This is a genomic window from Cupriavidus sp. 05T41, from assembly GCF_056396525.1.
Window position 1 is genome coordinate 70,724 of record NZ_JBFTLQ010000038.1, and the last position, 26,426, is coordinate 97,149.

General features: G+C 67.7%; 23 protein-coding genes. 13 read left to right on the plus strand and 10 right to left on the minus strand.

The window, feature by feature from the left end; translation table 11 throughout:
* Positions 1–52 precede the first annotated feature (52 nt).
* A complete protein-coding gene (locus AC1DKV_RS22110) occupies positions 53–1,189 on the plus strand; it encodes a GGDEF domain-containing protein (RefSeq protein WP_477138023.1) in 1,137 nt (378 codons plus the stop codon).
* Positions 1,190–1,254: 65 nt separating this feature from the next.
* On the opposite strand, the gene AC1DKV_RS22115 is transcribed toward AC1DKV_RS22110, so the two are convergent.
* The 4 genes from AC1DKV_RS22115 to AC1DKV_RS22130 form a co-directional block, all read right to left on the minus strand.
* On the minus strand, positions 1,255–4,017 hold the full coding sequence (locus tag AC1DKV_RS22115) for an EAL domain-containing protein (protein WP_477138024.1): 2,763 nt from the start codon (positions 4,015–4,017) through the stop codon (positions 1,255–1,257).
* A gap of 1,068 nt (positions 4,018–5,085) precedes the next feature.
* The gene (locus tag AC1DKV_RS22120; protein ID WP_441621146.1) at positions 5,086–5,448 is read right to left on the minus strand and encodes a hypothetical protein; all 363 of its coding nucleotides are present in this window, start codon (positions 5,446–5,448) and stop codon (positions 5,086–5,088) included.
* Positions 5,449–5,804: 356 nt separating this feature from the next.
* Positions 5,805–6,098 carry a hypothetical protein gene (locus AC1DKV_RS22125; protein WP_441621148.1) on the minus strand — a complete coding sequence of 98 codons (294 nt, stop codon included), beginning with the start codon at positions 6,096–6,098 and terminating at the stop codon, positions 5,805–5,807.
* A gap of 87 nt (positions 6,099–6,185) precedes the next feature.
* Positions 6,186–6,914 (minus strand): oxygen-binding di-iron domain-containing protein, encoded by a 729-nt coding sequence (locus AC1DKV_RS22130; RefSeq protein ID WP_477138025.1) that lies wholly within the window; start codon positions 6,912–6,914, stop codon positions 6,186–6,188.
* 241 nt (positions 6,915–7,155) lie between these two features.
* Between AC1DKV_RS22130 and AC1DKV_RS22135 the strand changes: the two genes are divergently transcribed.
* Positions 7,156–8,307, plus strand: a complete 1,152-nt coding sequence (locus AC1DKV_RS22135; RefSeq protein ID WP_477138026.1) for a zinc-binding dehydrogenase — start codon at positions 7,156–7,158, stop codon at positions 8,305–8,307.
* 129 nt (positions 8,308–8,436) lie between these two features.
* On the opposite strand, the gene AC1DKV_RS22140 is transcribed toward AC1DKV_RS22135, so the two are convergent.
* Complete coding sequence (locus AC1DKV_RS22140) at positions 8,437–9,267, minus strand: oxidoreductase (RefSeq protein WP_477138027.1); 831 nt, start codon at positions 9,265–9,267, stop codon at positions 8,437–8,439.
* A gap of 144 nt (positions 9,268–9,411) precedes the next feature.
* Here AC1DKV_RS22140 and AC1DKV_RS22145 point away from each other — a divergent pair, with 144 nt between their 5' ends.
* The 3 genes from AC1DKV_RS22145 (at position 9,412) to AC1DKV_RS22155 (ending at position 11,701) form a co-directional block, all read left to right on the plus strand.
* Complete coding sequence (locus tag AC1DKV_RS22145) at positions 9,412–10,317, plus strand: LysR family transcriptional regulator (protein ID WP_441621155.1); 906 nt, start codon at positions 9,412–9,414, stop codon at positions 10,315–10,317.
* Between the two features lie 151 nt (positions 10,318–10,468).
* The gene (locus tag AC1DKV_RS22150; RefSeq protein WP_441621157.1) at positions 10,469–10,855 is read left to right on the plus strand and encodes a VOC family protein; all 387 of its coding nucleotides are present in this window, start codon (positions 10,469–10,471) and stop codon (positions 10,853–10,855) included.
* A gap of 84 nt (positions 10,856–10,939) precedes the next feature.
* Positions 10,940–11,701, plus strand: coding sequence for a 3-oxoacyl-ACP reductase (locus AC1DKV_RS22155; protein WP_477138028.1), 762 nt, complete (start codon positions 10,940–10,942; stop codon positions 11,699–11,701).
* Between the two features lie 73 nt (positions 11,702–11,774).
* Here the strand turns inward: AC1DKV_RS22155 and AC1DKV_RS22160 are convergent, their stop codons facing one another.
* Together AC1DKV_RS22160 and AC1DKV_RS22165 are read right to left on the minus strand one after the other, a co-directional pair.
* Entirely contained in the window at positions 11,775–12,593 is an 819-nt protein-coding gene (locus AC1DKV_RS22160) for an isocitrate lyase/PEP mutase family protein (protein WP_441621160.1), read from the minus strand.
* 123 nt (positions 12,594–12,716) lie between these two features.
* Positions 12,717–13,595 (minus strand): LysR family transcriptional regulator, encoded by an 879-nt coding sequence (locus tag AC1DKV_RS22165; protein WP_477138029.1) that lies wholly within the window; start codon positions 13,593–13,595, stop codon positions 12,717–12,719.
* Between the two features lie 136 nt (positions 13,596–13,731).
* Between AC1DKV_RS22165 and AC1DKV_RS22170 the strand changes: the two genes are divergently transcribed.
* From AC1DKV_RS22170 to AC1DKV_RS22195, 6 genes are all read left to right on the plus strand, one after another.
* On the plus strand, positions 13,732–14,715 hold the full coding sequence (locus AC1DKV_RS22170; protein ID WP_441621164.1) for an NAD(P)H-quinone oxidoreductase: 984 nt from the start codon (positions 13,732–13,734) through the stop codon (positions 14,713–14,715).
* Positions 14,716–14,810: 95 nt separating this feature from the next.
* Positions 14,811–15,710 carry a LysR family transcriptional regulator gene (locus AC1DKV_RS22175; RefSeq protein WP_477138030.1) on the plus strand — a complete coding sequence of 300 codons (900 nt, stop codon included), beginning with the start codon at positions 14,811–14,813 and terminating at the stop codon, positions 15,708–15,710.
* 250 nt (positions 15,711–15,960) lie between these two features.
* Complete coding sequence (locus AC1DKV_RS22180; protein ID WP_441621168.1) at positions 15,961–16,572, plus strand: glutathione S-transferase family protein; 612 nt, start codon at positions 15,961–15,963, stop codon at positions 16,570–16,572.
* A gap of 49 nt (positions 16,573–16,621) precedes the next feature.
* Positions 16,622–18,742 (plus strand): 2Fe-2S iron-sulfur cluster-binding protein, encoded by a 2,121-nt coding sequence (locus tag AC1DKV_RS22185; protein WP_477138031.1) that lies wholly within the window; start codon positions 16,622–16,624, stop codon positions 18,740–18,742.
* A 273-nt stretch (positions 18,743–19,015) separates the two neighbouring features.
* On the plus strand, positions 19,016–19,888 hold the full coding sequence (locus tag AC1DKV_RS22190; protein WP_477138032.1) for a fumarylacetoacetate hydrolase family protein: 873 nt from the start codon (positions 19,016–19,018) through the stop codon (positions 19,886–19,888).
* A 21-nt stretch (positions 19,889–19,909) separates the two neighbouring features.
* Positions 19,910–20,845 carry a VOC family protein gene (locus AC1DKV_RS22195; protein ID WP_477138033.1) on the plus strand — a complete coding sequence of 312 codons (936 nt, stop codon included), beginning with the start codon at positions 19,910–19,912 and terminating at the stop codon, positions 20,843–20,845.
* Positions 20,846–20,905: 60 nt separating this feature from the next.
* Here the strand turns inward: AC1DKV_RS22195 and AC1DKV_RS22200 are convergent, their stop codons facing one another.
* The 3 genes from AC1DKV_RS22200 to AC1DKV_RS22210 form a co-directional block, all read right to left on the minus strand.
* On the minus strand, positions 20,906–21,682 hold the full coding sequence (locus AC1DKV_RS22200) for a GntR family transcriptional regulator (protein ID WP_441621199.1): 777 nt from the start codon (positions 21,680–21,682) through the stop codon (positions 20,906–20,908).
* Between the two features lie 133 nt (positions 21,683–21,815).
* Entirely contained in the window at positions 21,816–23,159 is a 1,344-nt protein-coding gene (gdhA, locus tag AC1DKV_RS22205; RefSeq protein ID WP_477138034.1) for an NADP-specific glutamate dehydrogenase, read from the minus strand.
* 296 nt (positions 23,160–23,455) lie between these two features.
* On the minus strand, positions 23,456–24,103 hold the full coding sequence (locus tag AC1DKV_RS22210; protein WP_477138035.1) for an IclR family transcriptional regulator: 648 nt from the start codon (positions 24,101–24,103) through the stop codon (positions 23,456–23,458).
* Positions 24,104–24,207: 104 nt separating this feature from the next.
* Between AC1DKV_RS22210 and AC1DKV_RS22215 the strand changes: the two genes are divergently transcribed.
* Positions 24,208–25,209: a Bug family tripartite tricarboxylate transporter substrate binding protein gene (locus tag AC1DKV_RS22215; protein ID WP_477138036.1), complete on the plus strand. Its 1,002-nt coding sequence runs from the start codon at positions 24,208–24,210 to the stop codon at positions 25,207–25,209.
* Between the two features lie 64 nt (positions 25,210–25,273).
* The gene (locus AC1DKV_RS22220) at positions 25,274–26,149 is read left to right on the plus strand and encodes a TauD/TfdA dioxygenase family protein (protein WP_441621181.1); all 876 of its coding nucleotides are present in this window, start codon (positions 25,274–25,276) and stop codon (positions 26,147–26,149) included.
* Positions 26,150–26,426: the final 277 nt, after the last annotated feature.

Sequence of the window (26,426 nt, forward strand, 5' to 3'; positions counted from 1 at the left end):
GTGCAACGCGAACCGGCGAATCCAAGCGCKGCATTCACGGGAATGGAGGGACATGAAAACAGCGGCTTTCAGCCTGCCACGCTGGCGTTCTACAACGTGGTTGTGCGACCCCGGCCCGAACGTTCMCGAAGACATTCGCGTAAAGCTGATCGGAAGCCTGTTCGGCACCCTGCCCATCTTCGCCGGCGGCGTGCTCAACACCATCGCCGTCGCCATGGCGATCGCCTGGCGGGACCCCAGCACGGCCTTCCTTGCGTGGGTCGTCATCGAGATCCTGCTCTGCGGCACGCGCCTGTGCCTCCTGGTCGCGGCGCACCGCGCTTCGGCGGCGGGCCGCCATACCTTCACCGATGTCTACGTGATCCTCGCCGTGCTGTGGGGCGCGAGCGTGGGCTACGGTGCGTTCATCAGCATCCTCAGCTCGGACTGGGTGGCGGCAACGCTTTCCTGCCTGTCCGCGGCCGCCATGGTGGGCGGCATCTGCTTCCGCAATTTTGGCGCGCCGCGGCTGGTCGCGATCATGATCCTGCTGTCCCTCGGGCCCTGCTGCATCGCCGCCCTGCTTTCGGACGAGACCGTGCTGCGCCTGACGCTCGTGCAGATCCCGTTCTATCTCGTTGCCATGAGCATCGCAGCCTTCCACCTGAACCGGCTGCTGGTATCGACGATGAAGGCGGAGCGGGAAAACGACCATCGCGCGCGCCATGACGCCCTGACCGGCCTGCCGAACCGAGCGGGACTGGTTCACGCGTCCGCGCATTTGTACAAGGCGGACCAGATCGACGAAGGAAAGACGGCGGTCCTGTACATGGACCTGGACGGCTTCAAGCCCGTCAACGACCGGCACGGACATGAGGCCGGCGACCAGCTGCTGGTGACGCTAGGCAAGTGGCTCGATGCGCTGAAAGGTCCGGACGACATGGTCTTTCGCATCGGCGGGGACGAATTCGTCGTCATCGTGCGCGCCCGCGACGAAGCCGGCGTCGCCTTGTTCGCCGACCGGCTGATCAGCGAAGTGCCCGCCCCCTTCACGCTGGCGCCCAATGTTTCGGTGAGGATCGGCGTCAGCGTCGGGGTCGCACTCATTCCGGAGCATGGCACCGACGTCATGGGCGCGCTCACGGCCGCCGACAAGGCCCTCAACCTGGCCAAGCTCAACGGCAAGGCCAAGTGGACGCTCGCATCCTAGCAGCGACACCCTTGCGCCGGCGCGCTGCCGTGCGGATGCGACCGGAAGCGACCGGAGGCGACTGACTAGCCAGCCTGCGCGGCCTCGCGCGGGCCAGCGAAATGCCCGGGCCTGGCCACGCCGAAGCCCTGTGCATAGTCCACGCCAAGGGCGCGCAGCTTTGCGAGCTTCGCATCGCTGTCCACCCATTCGGCGATGGTCTTCTTGCCCATGGCATTGGCGATGCGCTGAATTGCCTCGATCACCACCAGATTGACCGGATCGCCGAACATCTCGTTGACAAAGCCGCCATCGATCTTGATGTACTCCGTCGGCAGGTGCTTGAGATAGGCGAAGGACGACATGCCGGCGCCGAAATCGTCGAGGGCAAAGCTGCACCCCTTGTCCTGCAGTTGCTCGATGAAGGTGGCGGCCTGCGCCAGGTTGCCGATGGCCGCCGTCTCCGTGATCTCGAAACAGACGTGCCGCAGGGGAATGCCGTGGCGCGCCGCGCGCTCGGCGATATAGGCAGGCAGGAGCTGGTCGCCCAGGGACGCTCCGGACAGGTTGATCCCGCATACCGCGATATCGCCCGGCCGGTCACCAAGGCAGCCCGCCAGCGCGGCAAACCCGGCTTCGATCACCCAGCGATCCAGCGCGGGCATGAGGTTGTAGCGTTCGCAGGCAGGAATGAATGCCATGGGCGGAACCAGTTGCCCGGCGTCATCGAGCATGCGCAAGAGCAGTTCGACATGCCGGCCCTGTGCGCCGCCGGCCTGCAAGGGCGCGATCTCCTGAGCGTGCAGGCAGAAGCGGCCGGCTTCCAGGCCGGTGTGGATCMGGCTCACCCATTCCATCTCGCCGTGCAGCGCGCGCACGGCCTCGTCACGCTKGCGATATACCTGGACGCGGTTGCGCCCCCGCTCCTTGGCCAGGTAACAGGCGGCATCGGCGGCGCTGAGCGCCTCGGCCACCTGGGACATGTCGCGATCCAGGCTGATCATGCCGATGCTCGCGCTCACGGCGAAAGTGCGCTGGCGATGCACGAAGCGAAAACGTGCAATCGCCTCGCGCATGGCTTCGGCCACGCGCTCGCCATTGTCGACATGGCAGCCATCGAGCAGCACGCCGAACTCGTCGCCGCCCAGCCGCGCCAGGGTATCCGATTCCCGCAACGTGGCGCGCATGACGACCGCGAGCTGCCGGATCAGTTCGTCTCCGGCGGCATGGCCGCAAGTGTCGTTGACTACCTTGAACTGGTCCAGGTCGAGGTACATCAGGGTATGCGTGCAGTCTTCGCTGCGAACGCGCCGCATTGCTTCGGCCAGGCGGCGTTCGAACTCGATGCGGTTGACCAGCCCGGTCAATGCATCGTGACTGGCCTCGTGGGACAGGCGCGCGGCGTCGGCCCGCTCGCTGCTGACATCGTGCAGCACCAGCACGGCGCCAGTGCAGGTCCGGTCGGCATGATGGATCAGCGCCACCGACAGCTTGACCGCGATCGKGGCGCGCTCGGGCCGCTCCAGCAGCAACGTGGAGAACCGCGGCCACGTCTTCTGCAGCACGGCGGCCCCCAATCCTGTCAACGGACTCCGGCTGGCCTCATCGCTCAGCGGACAGACCACATGCAGCGGCCTGCCTTTCGCGTCCGCGCTGTGCCACCCGGTCAGCAGTTCCGCCGCCGGATTCAATGCRTCGACATGGCCGTGCACGTCGACCGTGATGACGGCATCMCCGATCGCCTGGAGGGTAACCTGTGCCCGTTCCTTCTCGGCGAGCAGTTGTGCTTCGGCTCGTTTCTGATCGCTGATATCGGTAAGCGAGCCCGCCATCCGCCGGGCGTGACCGGCGGCGTCGCGCACCATGCGCCCGCGCGAGCGCACCCACAGGTAGCCACCGGCCCTGTTGCGCAGCCTGAACGAGCAGTCATAGGGAATGCCTTCGCGCAGATGCCGGCGCATCTGCGACTCGACGCAGGCAAGATCGTCGGGATKGCAATGCGCGCGTACCGTGCCGAGCAATCTTGGCAGCTCATGCTCCTCATAGCCGAGCATCTGCGCGCAGCGCGCCGAGAAATAAAGCGCATCGCTGCGCAGGTCCCAGTCCCACAGCCCGTCGTTGCTGCCGCTGATCGCCAGTGCCAGGCGCTCTTCGCTACGCGCCAGTGCTTCGCGCAGCAGCAGTTCCTTGCGCACGGAGCGGTTCGCCATCAGGATGCCGGGAAGCATGAGGAGGATCGCCGCGATGCCGATGCCCGGCATCAGCAGATTGCGCACCTGCCGCGAGATCTCGCCAAGCGAATAGGAGAAGGCCGCCTCCAGCGGCGTGAGCCGGTCGTCCGTTTCCCCTATGCGTTGCAGGAGCAGCCTGATCTCACCCTTATCTGCCGCCTCGGCCGCCTCGGCCCGCACGCTGGCATGCAACTGATCCGCGAGATCGCGCAGGGCCAGCACTTCATTGTCGGCGCGGCCCCAGATCGCAAGCGCGCGATCGATCGCCGGCAATCGCCCGAAATGGCGCATGAGCCGGATCATGCCGGAAATATCGTCGACGTGATTGCCCCCGGCAAGCAGCCCGGCCGCGGCCTTGTCGTAGTCAAGCCGATCGCTGGCAAATTCGAGCCTGGCCTGCCGGTMGCCAAGCGGTACCGCGATCGCGCGTTCGTAGGCGCGGAATTCCGCCTCGTCATGGCTGTCGGCGTACCGCATCAGGTGCATCACGGCTGCTTTCTGCCCCTTGCTCCACAAGCTCTCTCCGCCGACATAGGCGCGCGCGGCGGACAGCATGTCCACGCTGAAACCGGAGAGCAGCACCAGGATCAGCATGATCGGCAGGAACGGCCATATCACACGCAGGTCATGTCTTCCGCCCAAGGGGTATCGGCGCACTTGCCGCGCCGCGGCCCGGAGCGCCGATACCCTCGTGCGCAGGCAGGCTTGCGCCGCGCCCAAGGAAGCGCCAAGCGACCGGCCCAGTTCGTGACGTATCGAACTGGTGTTGAGTGCGCTTCCAAGTCCGAGTACCGGAACCATTCTCATGCCTCTCAAATATCGGAAAGGATCAATCGCTCTGACCCTTGCCCGCCTGAACCAGACTGGTCGGAAACGGTCCGCGGGAGCGCCCGTCTCCGGTTCGGGATACTTCGGCGGCCGGCCGCCGTTGCCCGCGGCCGCCGGCCTTTTGCAACGCGTGTTGCGGGTCAATACGGGCCCAGGCACAGCTCCGATAATCGCCTTGTGGAGGCTGCGATTACCCATCATGCCCAGGCTTGTCTCAACTTGTCGGCATGGACCTTGAATTCTTTAGCTTCTTTAGCATTTGAATTTCAGACAATGGAAAAAACAGTACGACGACCGACCCACTCACATTGGATTGGATTGATAAATACCGAATTTGAGTTATTCCCGCGCGCGGCTGCCGGCCACGGAGATTGGCTGTCGCACCGGCCTGCCATGCGGGAGTCGTCCGGGCGTACCGCCGGAAATGCCGGAAATGGCGGGTCCGGGCGAGGAATGGCATCCGCATTGCCCTGCGGGCGCGATGCGGGCAATTGAACCAGGAATGCAGCCGGAAAATGATTGGCCGCTGTTCGGAAAGGATATTAGCCAGAGCTGCAGGATGAACGTGGATTCCGCATGAATTTCCCGGATCGCGTTTTACCTGGCATCACTCTTTATTATCCTGACGTCACATGCATGATGGAAACGCCTGGCTGGTCGCCTCCCCCGGCCGCCGCGGCATTTCCCGGTCTGTGCAGCGAATTCGCCCGACAGCGGAAAGGCTCTCGGCTGCAAGACCGGCGACCGGCTGGTGATCCGGCGGCGAAAGCAAGAGAGCTCCGGTCATGCGGAGCTCTCTTGCTTGCCMGATTCCGGAACGCACAGCCTCGTCAGGGCAGGACTGGCGTGGCAACGGCACTATTTGTCCATGCTGGCGCCGGGTGATTTCTTCTCGACGGGTGCCTTTGCAGGTGCCTTCTTGGCCGGCGCCCCCGAGTCCGTGAGCGCGGAGGCCGTGTTCTGCTTGGCACCCTGGGTGTACGGGTCGAACTTGTCATTGGCCCGCGCGGTGTCCGGCACGTAGCCGTCCTTGTTGGTGGTGCGCTGGGCATCAGGAACGTAGCCGTCCTTGTTGGTAGCCCGCTGGGGGTCTGGAACGTAGCCGTCCTTATTGGTACTGCGCATATTGTAGTCATACCGGTCGGCAGGATTCGCAGGGCCGGCGGCGTGGACGACACCAGGGACGAGAACAGCAATTGCCAATGCGATAGCGATCTTCATAGATAACTCCTTCCATTCAACGTCCATGGCCCCTGGCGCCAGCCTGGCGCGACGGTCCCCGATAGCGTAGCCGCCGGCCCTGCCAAGTTCCAGTGAGCGTTTCTGACCTTCAACCGTGGCTGGGCACCTGTGAAAATCCGGCTTGCGATGGAGTCGGTGCGATTCGCCGCGCAGACTATCAGTATAGGCCGGCCAGGCAGCACCACGCCGGGAAGACCTCCGGCAGCCGGAGCGAAAGCCCGGCACGTTCCCCTTGCATCACACCGCAACCTTTGCCATCCAAGGTATGGCATACGCCATATTGAAAAGCGCGCGGCGCGCAGAGCCAATCGTCAGCACCGCGCCACGGCCGGGCGCTAGCCCGCAACGGCAACGAACCCCGCKATCTCCGCCAGCACCGCCGAATGCAATGCCTCGCGGCTCGCCGGCATCGCCAGGAACACGCTGTTATTGTTGTCCGACGACACGCATAGCCGGATGCGGCTGACGCGATCGCCGGGGCCGTACTGGGCGCGCAGGATCCGCGTGACCGAGGCCGGATGCCAGATCACCTCCCGCAGGAAATACGAGCGCCCGTCGCCGCGCTCGGCCGGGTCCGTGACGAGATCGAATTCCGTGGTCAGGATCGCGTGCAGTTCGTCTTTGTTCATCGTCGTGGTGCTGGCACGAAAGGCCAGACGGCGCAGCTTTCCTGCGCCGCCGGCAGTCCTCCGGGGAAACAATGCGCCGCGGCAGCGCTACGCGCGCAGGGACACCGCCAGTTCCCGCAACAGGCCGGCGCAATCGCCGCGCCACGCGCTGCCGTGCATGCAGGCGAGCGTGCGCGGTGCCAGCGATGCCAGCCGCTCGAGCATGGCGCCGGTGTCCGGCGCATGGGCATAGTAATCCATGGCGTGCCGGAAGGCTTCGCTCGGGCCCAGGATGTCGCCCTCGGTGAGGGCGGGATGCCGGGCACCGGGCTGGGTGAAGAGGTMGCTGCACAGCAGTGTCCCGGTCTGCTCTTCCATCAGCACGCCGCAGTCCCAGCCATGCGGGAGATGCGGCGTGGCCAGCCAGCGCACGGTATGCTTGCCGATGCAGCGTGCCTGCCCGTCCTCCAGCGCGGCCGCCTTGCGGTCTGCGAGATCATCGATGGAGACCATGGCGGCAACGGTGCCGCACAAGGGATGCGCCTGCGGCGCGATCGCCAGCCATTGGTTCAGCGATCCGCACTCGTCCGCCTCGAAGTGCGAGAACGAGACATGGCGCAGGCGTTCGGGCGGCATGACGCTGGCAACGGCCTCGCGCACCAGTTCGAACAGCTTGCGCGGACCAGTGTGGAACAGCAGCGGCTCGTCATCCAGCACCAGGTACTGGTTGAAGGAGAAGCCGCCCGGACCGCCTTCGATGATGACCGGCGTATTGATGCGGTAGATCCCGTCCGACACTTCGTGGACATTGGTGCCCGACAAGGCATTGGTGATCATTGGCAGTCTCCTTGATATCGGCGGCCGGTCGGCGCGGGCCGGTTTCTGCGGCGCCCCTCCCCGAGGGCCACTGCTCAGTCTAGGCGAGCGCGGTGGCCGGCGCCACGCCGGCGCCCGGCATCCGCCGTTGCCCCCGCCAACCCGATTTCCCATCTTGCAGTAGGATTGCGCCAGCGCGGAAACCGGCCACTGCCCGAGCCGCCCGCGACCTGCAAAACCTACCGGATCCAGGAGATACCGCATGCCTACCGATACCCCACGCACCGCCCTTCAACTGCGCTCGCTGATCAAAGGCAGCGGCGAGCTGGAATTGTCCCTGGCCAGCGTCGACGTGCCCGCGCCGGGCCCCGACGAGGTACTGGTCCGCATCGAAGCATCGCCCCTCAATCCGTCTGACCTGGGGCTGCTGTTCGGCGCGGCCGACATGAGCGCGGCAAAGGCCGGCGGAACAAAAAGCCAGCCGGTCGTGACCGCACGGGTGCCCGAGGGCGCGATGAAGGGCATGGCCGGCCGGCTCGACGAATCGATGCCGGTGGGCAACGAGGGTGCGGGCGTGGTGGTTGGCGCCGGCTCGTCCGCCKCGGCGCAGACGCTGCTCGGCAAGACCGTGGCGGTGCTTGGCGGCGCGATGTATTCGCAATACCGCTGCGTGCCGGTGGCGCAGTGCCTGGTGCTGCCGGAAGGGGCCACGCCCGCGCAAGGCGCTTCGTCGTTCGTCAATCCGCTGACGGCGCTGGGCATGGTCGAGAGCATGCGGCGCGAGGGGCACAAGGCGCTGGTGCATACTGCCGCGGCGTCCAACCTCGGCCAGATGCTCAACAAGATCTGCCAGAAGGACGGCATCGGCCTGGTGAATATCGTGCGCAAGCAGKAGCAGGCGGATCTGCTCAAGTCGCTCGGCGCGACCTATGTCTGCAACATGGCTTCGCCCACCTTCACGCAGGATCTGACGGACGCGATTGCCGCCACCGGCGCGACGATCGCCTTCGACGCCACCGGCGGCGGCAAGCTGGCCGGGCAGATCCTGGGCGCCATGGAAGCGGCCTTGAGCAAGACCGCCGGCGTCTACAGCCGCTATGGCTCCACGACGCACAAGCAGGTCTACCTCTACGGCGGCCTGGACACCAGCCCGACCGAGTTCGTGCGCAATTTCGGCATGGCGTGGAGCATGGGCGGCTGGCTGGTCTTCCCGTTCCTGCAAAAGATCGGGACCGAAGCGGCCAACGCACTCAAGGCGCGCGTGGTGGCGGAGCTGCATACGACCTTTGCCAGCCACTACGCCGGCGAGATCTCGCTGGCCGAGGCGCTGGACCTGGACCAGATCGCGGTCTATAACAAGCGCGCTACCGGCGAGAAGTTCCTGCTCAATCCGAACAAGGGCCTGGCGGACTGAGTCCCGGCAATCAGGAGCGGGGCCGTGCGGCCTCGCGGCCTTGTCGCCTTGAGGCTTTGCCCCCCTCTCCCATGAAATGGGCGAGGGGAGACAACACGCAGCATTGCCTGGCCCCGCTTCGGCCTGCCGTCACTCCGTGAAATCGGTACTCACGGTGACGTGCTCCCACTTGTCGATTTCCGCCGTCAACGCCTTGAGCTTCTCGCGCACGAAGCCGAGCGCGTCGGTGCCGAGCAGCAGGTGCACGGGCGGATCCTGCGCGGCCACCACGGCCAGGATCGCCTGCGCCGCCTTGCGCGGATCGCCGGGCTGCTTGCCCGAGCGGGCGGCGCGCGCGGCCCGCAGCGGCGCCAGCATGGTGGCGTAGTCCTCGATCTCCGAGGCCGTGCGCTGCATGGAGCGGCCGGCCCAGTCGGTGCGGAATGCGCCCGGCTCGATGGCCGTCACCTTGATGCCGAACTCGCGCACTTCCTTGGACAGCGCCTCGTTGATCCCCTCCAGCGCGAACTTGCTGGCGTTGTAGATGCCCACGCCGGGGAAGGTCATCAGCCCGCCCATGGAAGTCACGTTCAGGATATGGCCGCGGCGGCGCTGGCGCATATGGGGCAGGACCGCCTGCGCCACGCTGATGGCGCCKAACACATTGACGTCGAACTGCGCGCGGATATCCGCCGGCGTGGCTTCCTCGATGCTGCCTTCGTAGCCGTAGCCGGCATTGTTGACCAGCACGTCGATCTCGCCCACCTCGCGCTCGATCTGCGCCACCACGCCGGGGATGGCCGCGTCGTCGCGCACGTCGAGTATGTAGCCGAAGGACTGGCCCCTGGCCAGCGCGGCAAACTCGGCGCGCTGCGCTTCGTTGCGCAGCGTGCCCGCGACCTTGTCGCCCTGCGCGATGACGGCTTGCGCCAGCGCGCGCCCGAAACCGGTGCTCACGCCGGTAATGAACCAGGTTTTCATCACTTCTCTCCAGATGGTTTGCTTCAAAGGCCTTGCCCGATGGGTGCCACCGTGCCCGGCGGCACCCGCACAACGCAGTATGGATGTTGCGGACCGTATCAAGAAGACAGATAATCCAAAAGGACTTTGCAAGTAATTTGCATAATGAACCAAGCAGATTTCCAGGCCTTGTCGGTCTTTGCCCGGGTGGCGCAGGAACAGAGCTTCAGCGCGGCCGCCCGCGCGCTCGGCATCCCGGTGACATCGGTGAGCTATACCGTGCGCAAGATCGAGGAGCGGCTCGGCGCCCGCCTGCTCAACCGCACCACCCGCAGCGTCAGCCTGACCGAGGCGGGCGCCAGGTTCCTCACGCGGATCGCCCCGCTGCTGCAGGAACTGGAACTGGCGATGCACGACGTGTCCGGCGCCTCCAGCCGGTCGATGGGCACGCTGCGCCTGAACGTGCCCCATTCCGCCATCCCGCTGGTGATCCAGCCTGTGCTCAAGGACTTCCTGGACGCCTACCCGGACATCAATGTCGACGTGATCGCGGATAACAGCCTGGTGGATATCGTCGGCCGGGGCTTTGACGCGGGCATCCGCTACGACAATGTGCTGGATGAAGACATGGTGGTGGTGCCGCTGGTCACGCAGATGCGCTTCTGCGTGGCCGCCTCCGCCCGGTACCTGCAATCCAGGCCGAAGCCGCGCCATCCGCGCGACCTGCTCGCGCACGAATGCGTGAACTACCGCAGCGCGGACAGCGGCGCGCTGTACCGCTGGGAGTTCGAGAAGGCCGGCGAAAAGCTGCGCATGGCCGTGACCGGGCGCATCGCCACCAACGACAACGGACTGCTGCTGCAATCCGCGCTCGACGGCTTCGGCTTCACCTATATCCAGCACCGCATTGCCGAGCCGCATCTCCAGGCCGGCCGGCTGGTGAGCGTGCTGGACGGCTGGATCCCGCGCACCGGGCTCTATCTTTATTACTACAATCGGACGGGAATGCCGAAGAAGCTGCGCGTGTTCATCGACTTCGCCAAAGCGGCACTGGGCGACAGCAGCAGCTAGCCGGGCGCCGCCCCCGCCGACCACGGCGAGATGCAGCGCCGCTCGCTGGTGAACCGGCGCGCGTCCGGCTGGCCCGACCGCGCCTGCGGCGAAGCCCAAAGCCGGAGCCCGGGGCATGACGCGCGCGACCCGAGGCCGCAAAGGAGAAGGCATGAGCATCCATCTCGACCATCTCATGGTCCCGTCGCGCGACAAGGAAGCCGCGGCGGAGCTGCTGGCCGGCCTGCTCGGCGTGCCCTGGGCCAGAACCGGCATCGGGCCGTTCGCGCCGGTGTTCGTCAGCGACAGCCTGACCCTGGACTTCGACCAGTGGAGCGGCGAAATCCCCACGATCCACTACTGTTTCCGCGTRAGCCAGGACGAATTCGATATCATCCTCGCTCGCATCGCGGCCGCCGGCATCCCGTACCGCAGCAGCGTCCACGGCCCGGTCGACCACCAGGCCGACACGCGGCACGGCGGCAGCATCGTCTACTGGAACGAGCCCGACGGCCATCAATGGGAGCTGCTGACGGTGAGCTACGCGCGCCGCCCCTAGCGCGCGGGCGCGGCGGCATGCCCCGGCTTGCCATGGCTGCCAGGCCCCATCGGCCTATCGAACAAAACGACAACAGGAATMAACGTGCTTCTGAACGAACAATGGGTACTGGTCACCGGCGGCGCGCGCGGGCTCGGCGTGGCCATCACGCGGGCGCTGGCGCGCGAAGGCGCGGGCGTGGTGATCAACTACCACCGCAGCGAGACGCAGGCACGCCAGTTGGCCGAAGCGCTCGGCCCGCGCGCGATCGCGCTGCAGGGCGACGTCACCGATCCGGCGGCGGTCGCGCGCCTCTTCAGCCAGGCAAGKGAACGGACCGGCCAGCCCATCGTTGCCGTGGTCAACAACKCGCTGGCCGATTTCCGCTTCGACKGCGACGCGCGCCCCAGGATCGGCGAGATCGGCTGGGCGCGTTTCCAGCAGCAGATCGACGGCGCCCTGCGGGGCGCGCTCAACACCGTGCAGGCCGCGCTGCCCGGCATGCGCGAAGCCGGCTTTGGCCGCATCGTCAATGTCGGCACCAACCTGTTCCAGAATCCGGTGGTGCCCTATCACGACTACACCGCCGCCAAGGCCGCGCTGCTGTCGTTCACCCGTACCGCGGCCAATGACCTCGGCCCCGACGGCATCACGGTGAACATGGTGTCGGGCGGCCTGCTGCGCACCACCGACGCCAGCGCCGCCACGCCGGAAGCCGTGTTCGATCTCATCGCCGGCCTGACGCCGCTGCGCCGCGTGACCACGCCGGAGGAGTTCGCCGATGCAGTGGTCTACTTCCTGTCGCCGTGGGCGCGCGCGGTCACGGGGCAGAACCTGATCGTGGACGGCGGGCTGGTCAAGGGCTGAAGACCAAACCGGCCTTGCCCGGCCCGGTCTTGCCCGCGCGGCGCCCCTTTCATGGCGCGTCCGCGGCCGCAGTTCAGGTGAAGCTGCCGAAGATATCGTTCAGTTGCCGGGACGGCGTCGCGCCGCCCAGCCCTTCGAACGAACCGGCCTTGAGCTGTTCGGCGGCAGCCAGCATGCCGGCCCATGCCGCGCGTGCCAGCCCGCCGCCGACGCTGATGCGCCGCACGCCCAGGTCGGCCAGTTCGGCCACGCTCATCCCGGGACGCATCATCAGCACGTTGAGCGGCCTGGGCGCGACGGCGCGGACCATGGCCACGATATCGGCCTTCGCCACCACGCCGGGCGCGTACAGGCAATCGGCGCCGGCCTCGGCGAAGGCGACCAGCTTGTCGATGGCGGGCGCGAGCGCGGTGGGGTCGGCGAGCATGCCTTCGGTGCGGGCGACCAGGAGCACGTCTTCGCCCGAATCGTCGATGGCGGCACGCGCGGCGCGGATGCGCTCGACGGCGAGCGCCTTGTCATACAGCCCGCCGCCGCGCGCATCGAGATCCTCGATGGACAGGCCGGCCACGCCTGCCTGGACGGCGAGGCGCACATTGCCGGCCACGCCTTGCGGATCGTCGGCGAAGCCGGATTCGAAATCCGCATTGACGGGCAGGTCGACGGCGGCGCACAGGGCGGTCAGGTGCTGCAGCACGTCGTCGCGCCCGACCGCGTTGTCGGCGCGCCCCAGCGACCACGCCAGGCCCGAGCTGGTCGAAGCCAGCGCGCAGAAGCCAAGGTGCTGCAGCATGCGCGCGCTACCCACGTCCCAGGGATTGGGCAGCACGAAACAGCCCTGCTCGTGCAGGGCGCGGAAGGCGGCTCGCTTGCCGGCGGTGGTGCGGGTCATCGATGTCTCCTGTCCTGCTTTGTGTGCGATTGGCGCGGCGAGGCAAAAGGCAAAAGGCAAAACGCAAAAGGCGCCGGGCCGGGAAACTCTACTGCGAACGGCGGCGCAAGGCCAGCGCGCCGGTCAGCMGTCCTCGCGGCTTTCGAACGCATGCACGATCTCGTCGATCATGGCCCGCACGCGCGCGGTGTGGCGCAGGTCCTGGTGGGTGACGAGCCAGACCTCGTATTGCATGGCGTGCGTGCGCTCAGGCCAGATCCGCACCAGCCCTTCGCGCTCGGCCAGGTAGACCGGCACTTCGCCGATGGCGATGCCGGCCTTGATGGCCGTGCGCAGCATCAGGCTGGAATAGACGCCAGCAACGATACGGCCCGCGTGCATGGGCTCGCCGACCATCGTCGGCGCGCGGTTGCCGGTCATCAGCGGCTGGAAGACGACCAGGTCGTGACCGGCGAACGCGGTGCCGGCCACCGGCTCGCMGTGCCGCTCCAGGTAGGCGGGCGAGGCATACAGCCCGACCGGCCAGCGGGCCAGCCGGCGCGCCACCAGATCGGGGTTCTCCGGCTTCCTGGTCCTGACCGCGATATCCGCCTCGCGCCGTGCCAGGTTGAGCATGTTGGTGGACGTATTGAGCAGGATCTTCACATCGGGATGGGCGCCGTGCAGGCGGCCGATCGCGGGGATCAGKAACTCCAGCGCCAGCGAGTCCGTGGTAGTCACGCGCACCTCGCCTTCGAGCCGCGTATCCACGCCCTGCGCGTGCCTGACGAGGTCGTGCGCCGATTGCTCCATCTTCTCCGCCGAGCGCAGCACGGCCTCGCCCGCCGGCGTCAGCGCATAGCCGTCGGAAGTGCGCAGGAACAAGGTGGCGCCCAGCGCGCGCTCCAGCGCCCCGATGCGCCGGCCGACCGTGGCCTGGTCGAGCTCGAGCGTCCTGGCGGCGCGCCGCAGCGTCCGCTCCCGCTGCACGGCAAGAAAGATCCGGGTGTCGTCCCAGTTCATGAAGAGCTGCTCCTGTGCGATGCAAATTTGCATCTCTGAGATGGAATAATGCAGCATAAATTCGTCGCATTGCAAACCTATACTTGCCACATGCGACGCACAGGGCGTCTCCGGGAAAAACTCACATGAAACGCGCATGAAAGCCATCACCTTCAAGGAATTCGGCGAAGCCGACGTATTGCAGCTCGAAGAGGTGCCCGCTCCGGCGCTGCGCCCGCACGACCTGCTCGTGCGCAACCATGCCGCCGGCGTGAACCGCGCCGACCTGATCCAGCGGCGCGGCGGCTACGGCCGCCAGTCCTTCGGCGACTCGGACATCATGGGGCTGGAGATTGCCGGCGAAGTGATCGCGGCAGGCGCGGATGTCACCGGCTTCGCGCCCGGCGACCGCGTGATGGGCATCGTCGGCGGCGGCGCCTATGCGCAGGCCGCGCGCATCGACCACCGCATGGCCATGCGCATTCCGGACAGCATCGACTACGTGCGCGCMGCGGCGATCCCGGAGGTGTACGTCACCGCGCACGAGGCGCTGATCCACCTTGGCCGCGTGCAGGCAGGCGATGCCGTGCTGATCCACGCCGCGGCGGGCGGGGTGGGCTCGGCGGCGGTGCAGCTCGCGCATGCCGCGGGCGCCAGGGTGTTCGCCACCGCCGGCGCGGGCAAGCTCGGCCGCGTGCGCGAGCTGGGCGCCGACGTGGCCATTGACTACAAGGCGCAGGACTTCGCCGAGGCGGTGGCCCATGCGACGGACGGGCGCGGCGTGGATGTCGTCATCGACTTCATCGGCGCGCCTTACCTTGAGCGCAATGTGCGCTCGCTGGCGAACGGCGGCAGGCTGGTCCAGGTCGGGCTCATGGGCGGCATCGAGGGGGCTACGCTGCCGCTGGACCGGCTGCTCTACGGCCACCTGCAGATCATCGGCACGGTGATGAAGTCGCGCACGCCGCAGGCGAAGCACGCGATGACGCAACGCTTTGCCGAGCGCTGGCTGCATCGCTTCGCGGCGGGCGAGCTGTCGCCCGTGGTGGACAGCGTGTTCCCGCTCGCCGATGCCGCCGGCGCGCACCGCCGCATGGAGTCGAACCTGAGCGTGGGCAATATCGTGCTCGCGATCGACTGAAGGTCCCCGCGGGGCGGGGTACGGCTTGCCCTGTCCACCAGCGCTATACTCGCCACAAAGCGCCGCCATGCGCACAGGGCAAACGGGGAKAGACGGTGGACCGACTGCAAGCCATGAAGACCTTCGTCACCGTGGTGGAAACCGGCGGTTTCACCTCCGCCGCGCGCAAGCTCGATGTGTCGCCATCGGTCGTCAGCCGGATCGTCAATGAGCTGGAAGAGCATCTCGCCGTGCGCCTGCTGACCCGCACCACGCGGCTGGTGCGGCTGACCGATACCGGCTCGGCCTACTTCGAGAACTGCCGGCGCATCCTGGGCGAGATAGACGATGCCGAGCTGCTGGCCACCGGCTCCCATGCGGAGCCGCGCGGGCAACTCACCATCACGGCGTCGGTGTTGTTCGGCGCGGCGTACGTGATGCMGATCGTCACCGAGTATCTGCAGCGCTATCCGGATGTCGACGCCACCTGCCTGCTGCTCGATCGCGTGGTCAACCTCGTCGAAGAAGGCATCGACGTAGGCATCCGCATCGGCGAGCTGCCCGACTCCTCGCTGCAGGCCGTGCCGGTGGGCAGCGTGCGGCGCGTGCTGTGCGCGGCGCCCGCCTATCTCGAGCGCCACGGCGCGCCGCGGTCTCCGGACGATCTCGGCCGGCACACCCTCATCATGGCCAGCGGGGTCTCGGCTTCGCCGGAGTGGCGCTTCAACCGCGCCGACAGCCTGGTCCCGACGCGCCTTGAACCGCGCCTTGTCACCACCACCAACGATTCGGCCATCGTCGCCGCGATGGCCGGCTTCGGCATCGTGCGCCTGCTGTCGTACCAGGTTGCCGCACAGCTTGGCGCCGGCACGCTGCAGGTCGTGCTGGGCGATTTCGAGCCGCCCGCGCTGCCCGTCAACGTCATCCACCGCGAAGGCCGGCATGCCACGCGCAAGGTGCGCGCCTTCCTCGACCTCGCCATCGACGCGCTGCGGGCCGACCCCTCCCTGCACTGAGGCGCGCCGGGCGCCGGCCCGCCTTCCCTTCCTCCGGCAGACCGCAGCCCCATCCACGCCGGCGCCTKGCGCCCGGCGCGMCTCATTGTTGGGCCAGCGAGAAGAATCCTTTCTMGCCGGGGCCGTTTTTCCCGGACGGCAGCGGACCTAAGATGACTTCACGCACTCAGGCAAGACGCAAACGGCCACCCCKGCACGGCGYAGACAGCTTGCGGCGGTTCCCTCTCAAACGCTCCCAAGGAATCCAGTCATGAAGGTCTACCACCACCCGCTCTCCGGCCATTCGCACCGCGTCCGCCTGTTTGTCTCGCTGATCGGCGCCGATGCCGAGCTCGTCCTGGTCGATCTCGCCAAAGGCGAGCACAAGGCGCCCGCCTTCCTCAAGCTCAATCCGTTCGGCCAGGTGCCCGTGCTGGTCGACGGCGACACCGTGATCACCGATTCGAACGCGATCCTGGTGTACCTGGCCACCAAGCTGGGCAAGACCGACTGGCTGCCGGCGTCGCCCGCCGGTGCCGCCGCGGTGCAGAAATGGCTGTCGGTCGCCGCCGGCGAGATCGCCTACGGCCCCGCCGCCGCGCGCCTGATCACGGTCTTCGGCGCGGGCTTCAATGCCGAGGAAGTCATCGCGCGCGCCCACGCCATCCTCAAGGGCGTCGACGCGGCGCTGGCCGCCTCGCCGTGGCTTGCGGCGGACCACCCCACCCTGGCCGACGTGGCGCTGTACGGCTACATCGCCCGCGCCCCCGAAGGATTCGTCGACCTGGCCGCGTACGCCAACGTCAATGCCTGGCTGGCACGCGTCGAGGCCCTGCGCGGCTTTGTCGAATTCCAGACCACGCCCGCCGGCCTGGCCGCCTGACAGCAAGAACACGCCGCGGCCCGCGTGCCGCGGCAAGGAGATCGCCATCATGTCGCAGTCCCCGCTATCCGCACCCGCGCAGCTCCCTCCCCTTCCCTGGCATGCGGGCGAGCGCGTGCTGCAGGAGCGCGCCGGCGTCGCCCGCAAGATGGACGAGCTCGGCCGGCGCTTCGTGCGCGACCATATGCCGGAGCAGCATMGCGAGTTCTTCGCGCAACTGCCGGTCGTGGTGCTGGGCGCGGTCGATCCCGACGGCAACGCCTGGGCCACGCTGCGCGCCGGCGCGCCGGGCTTCCTGCACTCCCCGCACGACAAGGCGCTCGATCTCGGCCTGGCGCGCGACGCGGCCGATCCGGCCGAGCGCGGCATGGAGCACGGCGACGCCATCGGCCTGCTGGGCATCGACCTGCTGACCCGGCGCCGCAACCGGCTCAACGGCACCATCCGCCGCGAGGCATCCGGGCCCGGCGCCACGGTATTCGCGATCGCCGTGGGGCAAAGCTTCGGCAACTGCCCGCAATACATCCAGCAGCGCAACTTCGCCTTCACGCGCGATCCCGGCACGCCCGGCATCATCGCGCCGCAGCGCGCGGGCGGGCTGGATGCGCGTGCCCGTGCGCTGATCGCCGGCGCCGATACCTTCTTCGTGGCTTCCTACGCGGACCTGCCGGACGGCAGCCGGCAGGTGGACGTGTCGCATCGCGGCGGCAAGCCTGGCTTCGTGCGGCTGGACGACGACGGCGGCATGACCATTCCGGATTTCTCCGGCAACCTGTTCTTCAACACGCTGGGCAATTTCCTCCTCAACGCGCGCGCCGGGCTGGTGTTCGCGGACTTCGCCACCGGCGAGTTGCTGCAGATGACCGGCACGGCGGAAGTCATCCTCGATTCGCCTGAGATCGCCGCCTTCCAGGGCGCGGAGCGCCTCTGGCGCTTCAGGCCCGCCAGCGTCGTGCGGCGCGCGGATGCCCTGCCGCTGCGCTGGGTGCCGCAAGCCKACGGCACGTCGCCCGCGGTCGAACTCACCGGCAACTGGGACGAGGCGGCCGAGCGCCTGCGCGCCCGCTCGCTCAGCACCGMCTGGCGGCCGTTMCGCGTGACGCGGCTGGTCGAGGAAAGCATGGGCATCCGCTCCTTTCACCTCGAACCTGCCGACGGCGCCGGACTGATCCCCCACCTTGCCGGGCAGTACCTGCCGATCCGCGTGACGACGGGTTCGCCGCCGGCGCCGGCGATCCGGACCTATACGCTCTCGTCGGCGCCGTCGGACAGCGTCTACCGCATCAGCGTCAAGCGCGAAGGCGCCGTATCGCAGCACCTGCACGACAATTTCAGGGTCGGCGACATCGTCGAGGTGCGCCCGCCGGCCGGTGCCTTCACCATCGATGCCGCCGAACACCGCCCCGCCGTGCTGCTGGCCGCGGGCATCGGCGTCACGCCCATGCTGGCCATGCTGCGGCACCTGGTCTACGAAGGGCTGCGCACCCGTCATGTCCGCCCGGCCTATTTCTTCCATGCCGCTCGCACGCTGGCCGAGCGCGCCTTCGCACGCGAACTGACGGCGCTGGCCGATGGCGCGCAAGGCGCGGTGCARTACATCCGCGTGCTGAGCGACCCGCGCGACGCCGAGCCGCAGAAGGACTTCGACGAGGCCGGCCGCATCGACACCGACCTGTTGCGCCGGCACCTGCCGTTCGGCGACTACKACTTCTACCTGTGTGGCCCGGGGCCCTTCATGCAGTCCCTCTACGACGGCCTGCGCGCGCTCAACGTGGCCGATGACCGCATCCATGCGGAAGCCTTCGGGCCGGCCGCGCTGCACCGCCGCCGCGACACGCATGCGCAAGCCGTGGTCGCGCCCGAGCCCGGCCCCAGGCCCGCCACGGCGCCGGTGCCGGTGGTCTTCACGCGCTCCGGCAAGGAAGCCCGCTGGTCGCCGGACGCCGGCTCGCTGCTGGAGCTGGCCGAACAGCGCGGACTGGCGCCCGACTTCGGCTGCCGCAACGGCAGTTGCGGCACCTGCCGCACGCGCGTCGTGCAGGGCGCGGTGGCCTATCTCGAAGCGCCGGAATTCGACGTGCCTCCCGGCGAAGCGCTGATCTGCTGCGCGGTGCCGGCCGCGCCGGCGGACGATGCGGCGGCAACCGCGCCGTTGCAGCTCGCGCTCTGATCGCAGGCCGCCGCGAGGCGGCCTGGCATGAATGGCGCCGGTCCCGGCCGACGCCGCCGCGCCCTTGCGCCTCGCGCGCCCCATGCGTCACCAGGCTCCCCGCAAACCCTTTCCCAGCCTGGACCGAGACCTGCCTCACTGCCATCGGCGGGAGCTTGCATAGTCGCCAAAACAATCTACAAACATTGTTTTTGTATATTTTTTAGACTAGCATTCCTGCCAACGGCCGCCATCCGGCGGTCGCCCGATCCCACTTCAGAGACAGGAACCCCGATGCGTTACGTCCGCTTTATCCTCGATGGCAAGAAATTCCTGGGCGCCCGCGAGGGCGACAAGATCCGCATCCTCGGCGAGKATTCGCTCGAGTCGCTGCTGGCGGCCGGCGTGGACCTGGAAACCTACGCGGCCGGGCGCACCGGCGGCCGGCTCGTCGCGGAAGCGGACATCACCTTCCTGCCCGTGGTCGAGCATCCGTCCAAGATCTTCTGCATCGGCCTGAACTACGCGGACCACACCAAGGAAAGCAAGTACGAGCAGCCGGCCTACCCCACCATCTTCCCCCGCTACGACACCAGCCTGGTCGGCCACGGCCAGCCCATCATCCGTCCGCGCGTGTCGGACACGCTGGATTACGAAGGCGAGCTGGCCGTGGTGCTGAAGAAAGGCGGCCGCCATATCTCCAGGGAAGACGCGCTGGACTGCATTGCCGGCTATGCGCTGTTCAACGACGGCTCCGTGCGCGAATACCAGTTCCTGTCGCCGCAGTGGACGGTGGGCAAGAACTTCGATGCCACCGGCGCCTTCGGCCCGGAACTGGTCACGGCCAGCGAAGTGCCGGCCGGCGGCAAGGGCCTGCTGCTCGAAACCCGCCTGAACGGCAACGTGGTGCAGTCCGCCAGCACCGACACCATGATCTTCGACATCGCCACGCTGATCTCGGTGATCAGCGAAGCCATCACGCTGGAGGCGAGCGACGTCATCGTGACCGGCACCCCGAGCGGCATCGGCTGGGCGCGCGAGCCCAGGCTGATGATGAAGCCGGGCGACGTGTGCGAAATCTCGGTAACCGGCTTCGCCCCGCTGCGCAATACCATTGCCGACGAGGCCGCAGCCGCCGGCACCGTCAGGGCAGCCATCGCCGCCTGAGCCGGCTCGCGGAGGAGACACATGGATAAATACAATGACAATGGCCGGCCCAAGGCCGCCGTGCACTCGCTCGACCACTATGCCCTGACCGTGCCGGACCTGGCGCAGGCCGGGCATTTCCTGTGCGCGTTCGGCCTGGCGGTGACGCCGCGGCAGGACCGCCTCGACGTCATGGCGCAGGACGAGCACGTGTGGGCGAAGTTCTTCGCCGGGGAGCGCAAGGCGCTCGCCTACCTGAGCTTCAACTGCTTMGCGGGCGACTTCGATGCCATCCGCCGGCAAGTGCTCGACGCCGGTGCGACCTTCGCCGACGGCGGCGCGCATGTCACGCCGGAGGGACTGTGGTTCTTCGATGCCGACGGCAACCTCATCCAGGTCAAGGTTGGCCCCAAGACTTCACCCAGCGCCAAGAGTCCGCTCGACAGCGTGCATGGCCCGGCCGACGCGCGCGGCGCGCGCTTTCGCAGCGGCGTGAAGACGGTGCGCCCGCGGCGACTGTCGCATGTGCTGCTGTTCACGCCGGGCGTATCGCGCGCACTGGCCTTCTACGAGAACGCGCTGGGCCTGCGCCTGTCGGACCGCTCGGGCGAAGGCATCGCCTTCACGCATGCGCCGCACGGCAGCGACCATCACCTGCTGGCCTTTGCCGGCAGCCCGGCGCGCGGCTGGCACCATGCCGCGTGGGATGTCGCCAGCATCGACGAAGTGGGCCAGGGCGCCGCGCAGATGGCGGCGGCCGGCTACAAGGAGGGCTGGGGCACCGGCCGGCATGTGCTGGGCTCCAACTTCTTCCACTACGTGCGCGATCCGTGGGGTTCGTTCTGCGAGTATTCGGCGGATATCGACTACATCTCTGCCGGGCAGGACTGGCCGGCCGGGGATTTCCCGCCGGAAGACTCGATGTACCAGTGGGGTCCCGACGTGCCGCCCTGCTTTATCCACAACACCGAGGCCTGACGGCGGCACGGCGCCTTTCGGCACGGCAAGCGGCACTCTGCGGGGCGCCGTTTTCCTGCCTTATGCCGCAGCCGCCTTCCTGGTGCGCGCCTTGCCCGCGGCGGCGGCGTCCTTCTGCGCCGCCAGGTATGCCATGACGAGATCGGTGGTTTCCTGGAAATGCCGGGCCAGCAGCCGGCATGCCAGCTCGGCGTCGCCCTCGATCGCGGCCTTGACGATCGCCTCGTGCTCGGCGGCGACATCGCGCTTGCGTCCGGTCTTGCGCAACGCCATCGACAACAGGCGGTACCTGGCCGTCTGGTCGCGCAGCAGGGCGGAAAAACGCAGCAGCCACGGCGAGCCGCATCCGGCCACCAGCGCCGCGTGGAAATCGGAATGCGCTTCTTCCCACTCCGGGTTCATGTGTCGGCCCTCTCCGGGCAGCAGGATGGCGATGCGCTTGAGGCGGTGGTGCGCGGCGATGAGTTGCCCTTCCCACTCCACATTGCGCGACGCGATGGCATCGCGCAGCGCCTGCGTCTCGATCTGCTGGCGCACGCGCGTGATGTCCAGCAACTCGCTCTCGGACAGCTCCGCAACGCGGAAGCCCTTCTGGTCGATGGCCACGACGAAGCCGGTGGCGCACAGGCGCGACAATGCCTCGCGCAGCGGAATCACGCCGGCCTGGTAGCGCTCGGCCAGTTCCTTGAGCCGCAGCTTGCTGCCGGCAGCCAGCTTGCCCTGGATGATTTCCTCACGGACGGTCAGCTCCAGGATGGACGCCCAGGTCCGGCCGCCGGTGTCGAATGCGCCTTCCTCTGCGGATGCCGGCGATGCGGCGGAATGTGGCGTTGGCAAGGTAGCCAAGTCAGCCCCTGTTTCATAGATATTCTGCATTTTATCTATATTTCCGCGGTGGCCGACCGGCATTTGGAGGATGTGCGTGCCGGGGCGCCGCGCCTGCGACGTACCGGCCAGGCGCCTGCTTCGCCTACACCACCCCTTGCGCCAGCATGGCATCCGCCACCTTCACAAACCCGGCCACATTGGCGCCCTCCACGTAGTTGATGAAGCCGTCCGCCTTCTGCCCGTAGTGAATGCAGTTGCCGTGGATGTCTTTCATGATTGCGTGCAGCTTCTCGTCGACCTCGGCGTGGTGCCACGACAGGCGCATGGCGTTCTGCGACATCTCCAGGCCCGAGGTGGCCACGCCGCCGGCGTTGCTGGCCTTGCCCGGCGCATAGAGGATGCGCGCGGCCAGGAAGTGGTCGACGGCGTCCAGCGTGGACGGCATGTTGGCGCCTTCGGCCACGCAGAACACGCCGTTGGCGAGCAGGCGCTGCGCATCGCTGCCGTCGAGCTCGTTCTGCGTCGCGCAGGGCAGCGCCACGTCGGCAGKCACATGCCACGGCGTGCGGCCGGTCTCGAAATGCAGGTCCTGCGCGGCGGCGAAATCGGCMAGGCGGCCGCGGGTTTCGTTCTTGAAGGCCATCAGCGCGGCCAGCTGCTCGCGGTTCATGCCCTTGGGGAAGTGCAGCACGCCGCCGGAGTCGGACACGGTCAGCACCTTGGCGCCGAGTTCGATGGCTTTCTCGGCGGCGAACTGGGCCACGTTGCCGGAACCCGAGATCAGCACGCGCAGGCCGTCGAAGCCGCGCCCGCGCCGGTGCAGCATCTCCTGCGCGAAGTACACCGTGCCGTAGCCCGTGGCCTCGGGCCGCATCAGGCTGCCGCCGAAGGCCAGGCCCTTGCCGGTAAAGATGCAGGCGGACTGGTTGGAGAGCTTCTTCATCATGCCGGTCATGAAGCCGACCTCGCGCGCGCCCACGCCGATATCGCCGGCGGGCACGTCGGTGTCGGGGCCGAGGTGGCGGTACAGCTCGGTCATCAGCGCCTGGCAGAAGCGCATGACTTCGCCATCGGACTTGCCCTTGGGATCGAAGTCGGAGCCGCCCTTGCCGCCGCCCATGGGCAGCGTGGTCAGCGCGTTCTTGAAGGTCTGCTCGAAGCCGAGGAATTTCAGCACGGAGAGATTGACCGTGGGATGCAGGCGCATGCCGCCCTTGTAGGGGCCGATGGCGGAGCTGTGCTGGACGCGGAATGCGCGGTTGACCTGTACCTGGCCGCGGTCGTCGGTCCATGCCACGCGGAACTGGATCACGCGCTCGGGTTCCACCAGCCGCTCGAGCAGGGCCTGCTCGCCGTAGCGCGGATGCTGCTCGACGAACGGCCACAGCGTCATCATGACTTCCTTCACGGCCTGGAGGAACTCAGGCTGGTCAGGGTCGCGCCGGGCAACCCCGGCCAGGAAGGATTCGAGGGAGGCAGATCTCACGGGTGTCTCTTCGTAACGGTTGTGCTGCTTGGCAAGGAGACGGCCGCCGCGGATACATGTCCGCCGGCATGCCGAGGGATGCCGCGGCGCCGCCGGCAGGACTTCCCGGGCGACGCTGTTGCGGCCATGTCAATACATTCATGATTGGGTATGCATGTATCGACAAGGGCGAACTTTAGCATCCGCCGTGCCTTGGCAGGCATGTGAGGAAAGCGCTGCGACGGCAAAGCGCCGCCTGCGAGGTGCAGAGTCCGTTTTTTCCGTGCGATCAACGGCCAGGCGCGGCCCGCGGCAGCTCACACCGGCGCCAGCCCGATCAGGCGGCTGATATTGGCCGCCGCCCTTTGCAGCGCGGGCACGATCTCCGCCGGAATCCGCTCCGGCGTCGCCTCGCCCGCCGAGGTGGAGATGCCCAGCGACAACTGCCGCGACCCCGCGGCGGGCACCGGCACCGAAACCGATACCTGGTTGCTCTCCGGGTAGGCCAGCACGCTCCATTCGCCCGGCGGCAGCGGCAAGGCCATCGCCAGCGCGCTGCCGGGCGGCAGCACGCTGCCGACGCGCAGGTTCATCACCACCAGCCGGCGCCGCTCGGCGGGCGCCATGGCCCGCCCGATGATGATCACGCCCTCCGGATTGGCTTCGCCCAGGTTGGCCGTGCCGGAGTAGGCGTCGGCGAGCTGCTGCAGTCCTTCTTGCACGGCTTCGGTCACGCCGAGGCTTTCCAGCGCCGCGAAACCGATCTCGAAGATGCGGGTGGTCAGGCGCCAGCGATTGCCTTCGCGCGCCACATAGGCGTCCTCTTCCAGCGTCAGCAGAAAGCGCAGCACCGTGGGATGCGGCAGGTCCACCGCGCGCGAAAGCTCCGCCAGCGTGKGACGCCCGTTGTGGCGGAACGCCTGCAGGATGGCTAGACACCGCTGGATCGATCTATTATTCTTCATTCGCCAACCGTTCACCTAGAGGACTATACGTTCATCTAGTGAACATACTAAAGCAATGAGAAGGCCGCGGCAAGTACCGCGCCTCGTTCCTTACGGAGACAAACATGACACCCTTGGCCCCCGCGCGCGCCCGCGCCCTCCTTATCCTTGCCTCCCTGGCCGCACTGGCTGCGGCCACCGCCCCGCTTGCCGCGCGTGCCKCCGACGCCTGGCCCTCCCGGCCGATCAAGTGGGTGGTGCCCTACCCGCCGGGCGGCTCGACCGACATGCTGGCGCGCATCGTCGGCCAGAAGCTCAGCGAGCGGCTGCGCCAGCCCGTGGTGGTGGAAAACAAGGCCGGCGCCGGCGGCAACGTGGGCACCGACTACGTCGCCAAGCAGCCGGGCGACGGCTACACCATCGTGATGGGCAATATCGGCCCCATCGCCATCAACCCTTCGCTCTATCCCGACCTGCCCTATAGCCCGCTCAAGGACCTGGCGCCGGTGACCATGCTGATGGCGGTGCCGAACCTGCTGGTGGTCAACCCGGCGCTGCCGGTGCATTCGGTGCAGGAACTGGTCGACTACGGCAAGCGGCAGCCGGCGCCGCTCAGCTTTGCCACGCCGGGCGCCGGCACCTCGCTGCACCTGGCGGGCGAACTGTTCGCCACCACCGCCGGCCTGCGCCTGACCCACGTGCCGTACAAGGGCAGCGCGCCGGGCCTGAACGACACCATGGCCGGCCACGTGCCGCTGATGTTCGACAACATGCCGTCCGCGCTGCCGCTGGTGAAGGCCGGCAAGCTGCGCGCGCTGGMCATCACCAGCGCGCAGCGCTCGCCGCAGTTGCCGGACGTGCCCACCATGGCCGAGGCCGGCCTGCGCGGCTACGAGATCGCGGGATGGTTCGGCGTGCTGGTGCCGGCGGCCACCCCCAAACCCATCGTGGCCCGGCTCGACGCAGAGCTGCAGGCGGTGCTGAACCTGCCCGACGTGCGCCGCAAGCTCGAAGAGATGGGCGGCATMGTCTCGGGCGCCGGCCCCCAGCCGTTCGGCCGCTATATCGAGGCGGAGGCGCGCAAGTGGGGCACGCTGGTGCACAGCGCCAGCATCACCATCCAATGAACCGCGGCGCCACCGGCCATCGGCCATTGACCGCAGCCTGCCGCATCCACCACGGAGACCAACCATGACGCAATACCGTTTTATCGAAGTCCAGCCCATCGCCGGCGCGCTCGGTGCGGAGATCGGCGGAGTCGACCTGGCAAAGCCGCTGCCGGCGGAAACCTTCGCCGAGATCCGCGCCGCGCTGCATGCGCACCTGGTGATCTTCTTCCGCGGCCAGGAACTCACGCCCGGGCAGCACAAGGCCTTCAGCGCGCATTTCGGCGAACTGCTCGAAGTGCCGTTCATCCGCGCGCTGCAGGGCCACCCGGAAATCCTGCCGGTGATGAAAGGCAAGACGGAACAGACCCGGCGCAATTTCGGCGGCCTGTGGCATTCCGACATGAGCTACGCCGAGCAGCCGCCGATGGGCTCCGCGCTCTATGCGCGCGTGATCCCGCCCTATGGCGGCGACACGCTGTGGACCAATATGTACCGCGCCTACGATGCGCTGTCGGATGGCCTGAAGGCGGTGCTGGACAACCTGCGCGCCGTGCACAGCCCGGTGCGCTCGTACGGCGCCATGGGCGCGGTGGTCAACAACGGCGATCCGGCGCACAAGATGGACGTGCGCACCGATGCGCGCGCCAGCAGCGAGGTCACGCACCCGGTGGTGCGCGTGCATCCGGCCACCGGCAAGAAGGCGCTCTACGTCAACAGCACCTACACGCTGCGCTTCGAAGGCATGACCGAGGAAGAAAGCGCGCCCCTGCTGCAGTACCTCTACAGCCACGCGGTGCGGCCGGAGTTCACCTGCCGCTTCCGCTGGACKCGCGGCGCGCTGGCGGTCTGGGACAACCGCTGCACGCAGCATCTCGCCATGAACGACTACGACGGCTTCGACCGCGAACTGCACCGCACCACCATCGCCGGCGACCGGCCGCTTGCGGTCGCCGCCTGAGGCAGCCGGCGCGCGCCTTCGATCCGGCCAGCCCTGCGCGAAAGGCTGGCCGGAGCGCGCGCTCACCCCCACGGCAGGGCGACCTGGGTAGCAGCCCCTGGCGTTCCGGAAGTACAATCAATCTGTCTCGTTTTCCGGAACGGAGGTTGGATTGAAATCGGCATCAGCAACTGCGGCGGCGCGCAAGGCGCCTCCTGAAGCACCTAAGGCAAAAGCACCACGGAATGCCCGCCAGGCGGTCACCGCCGTGGACCTGGACGAAGAGGAGGAGGCCGCG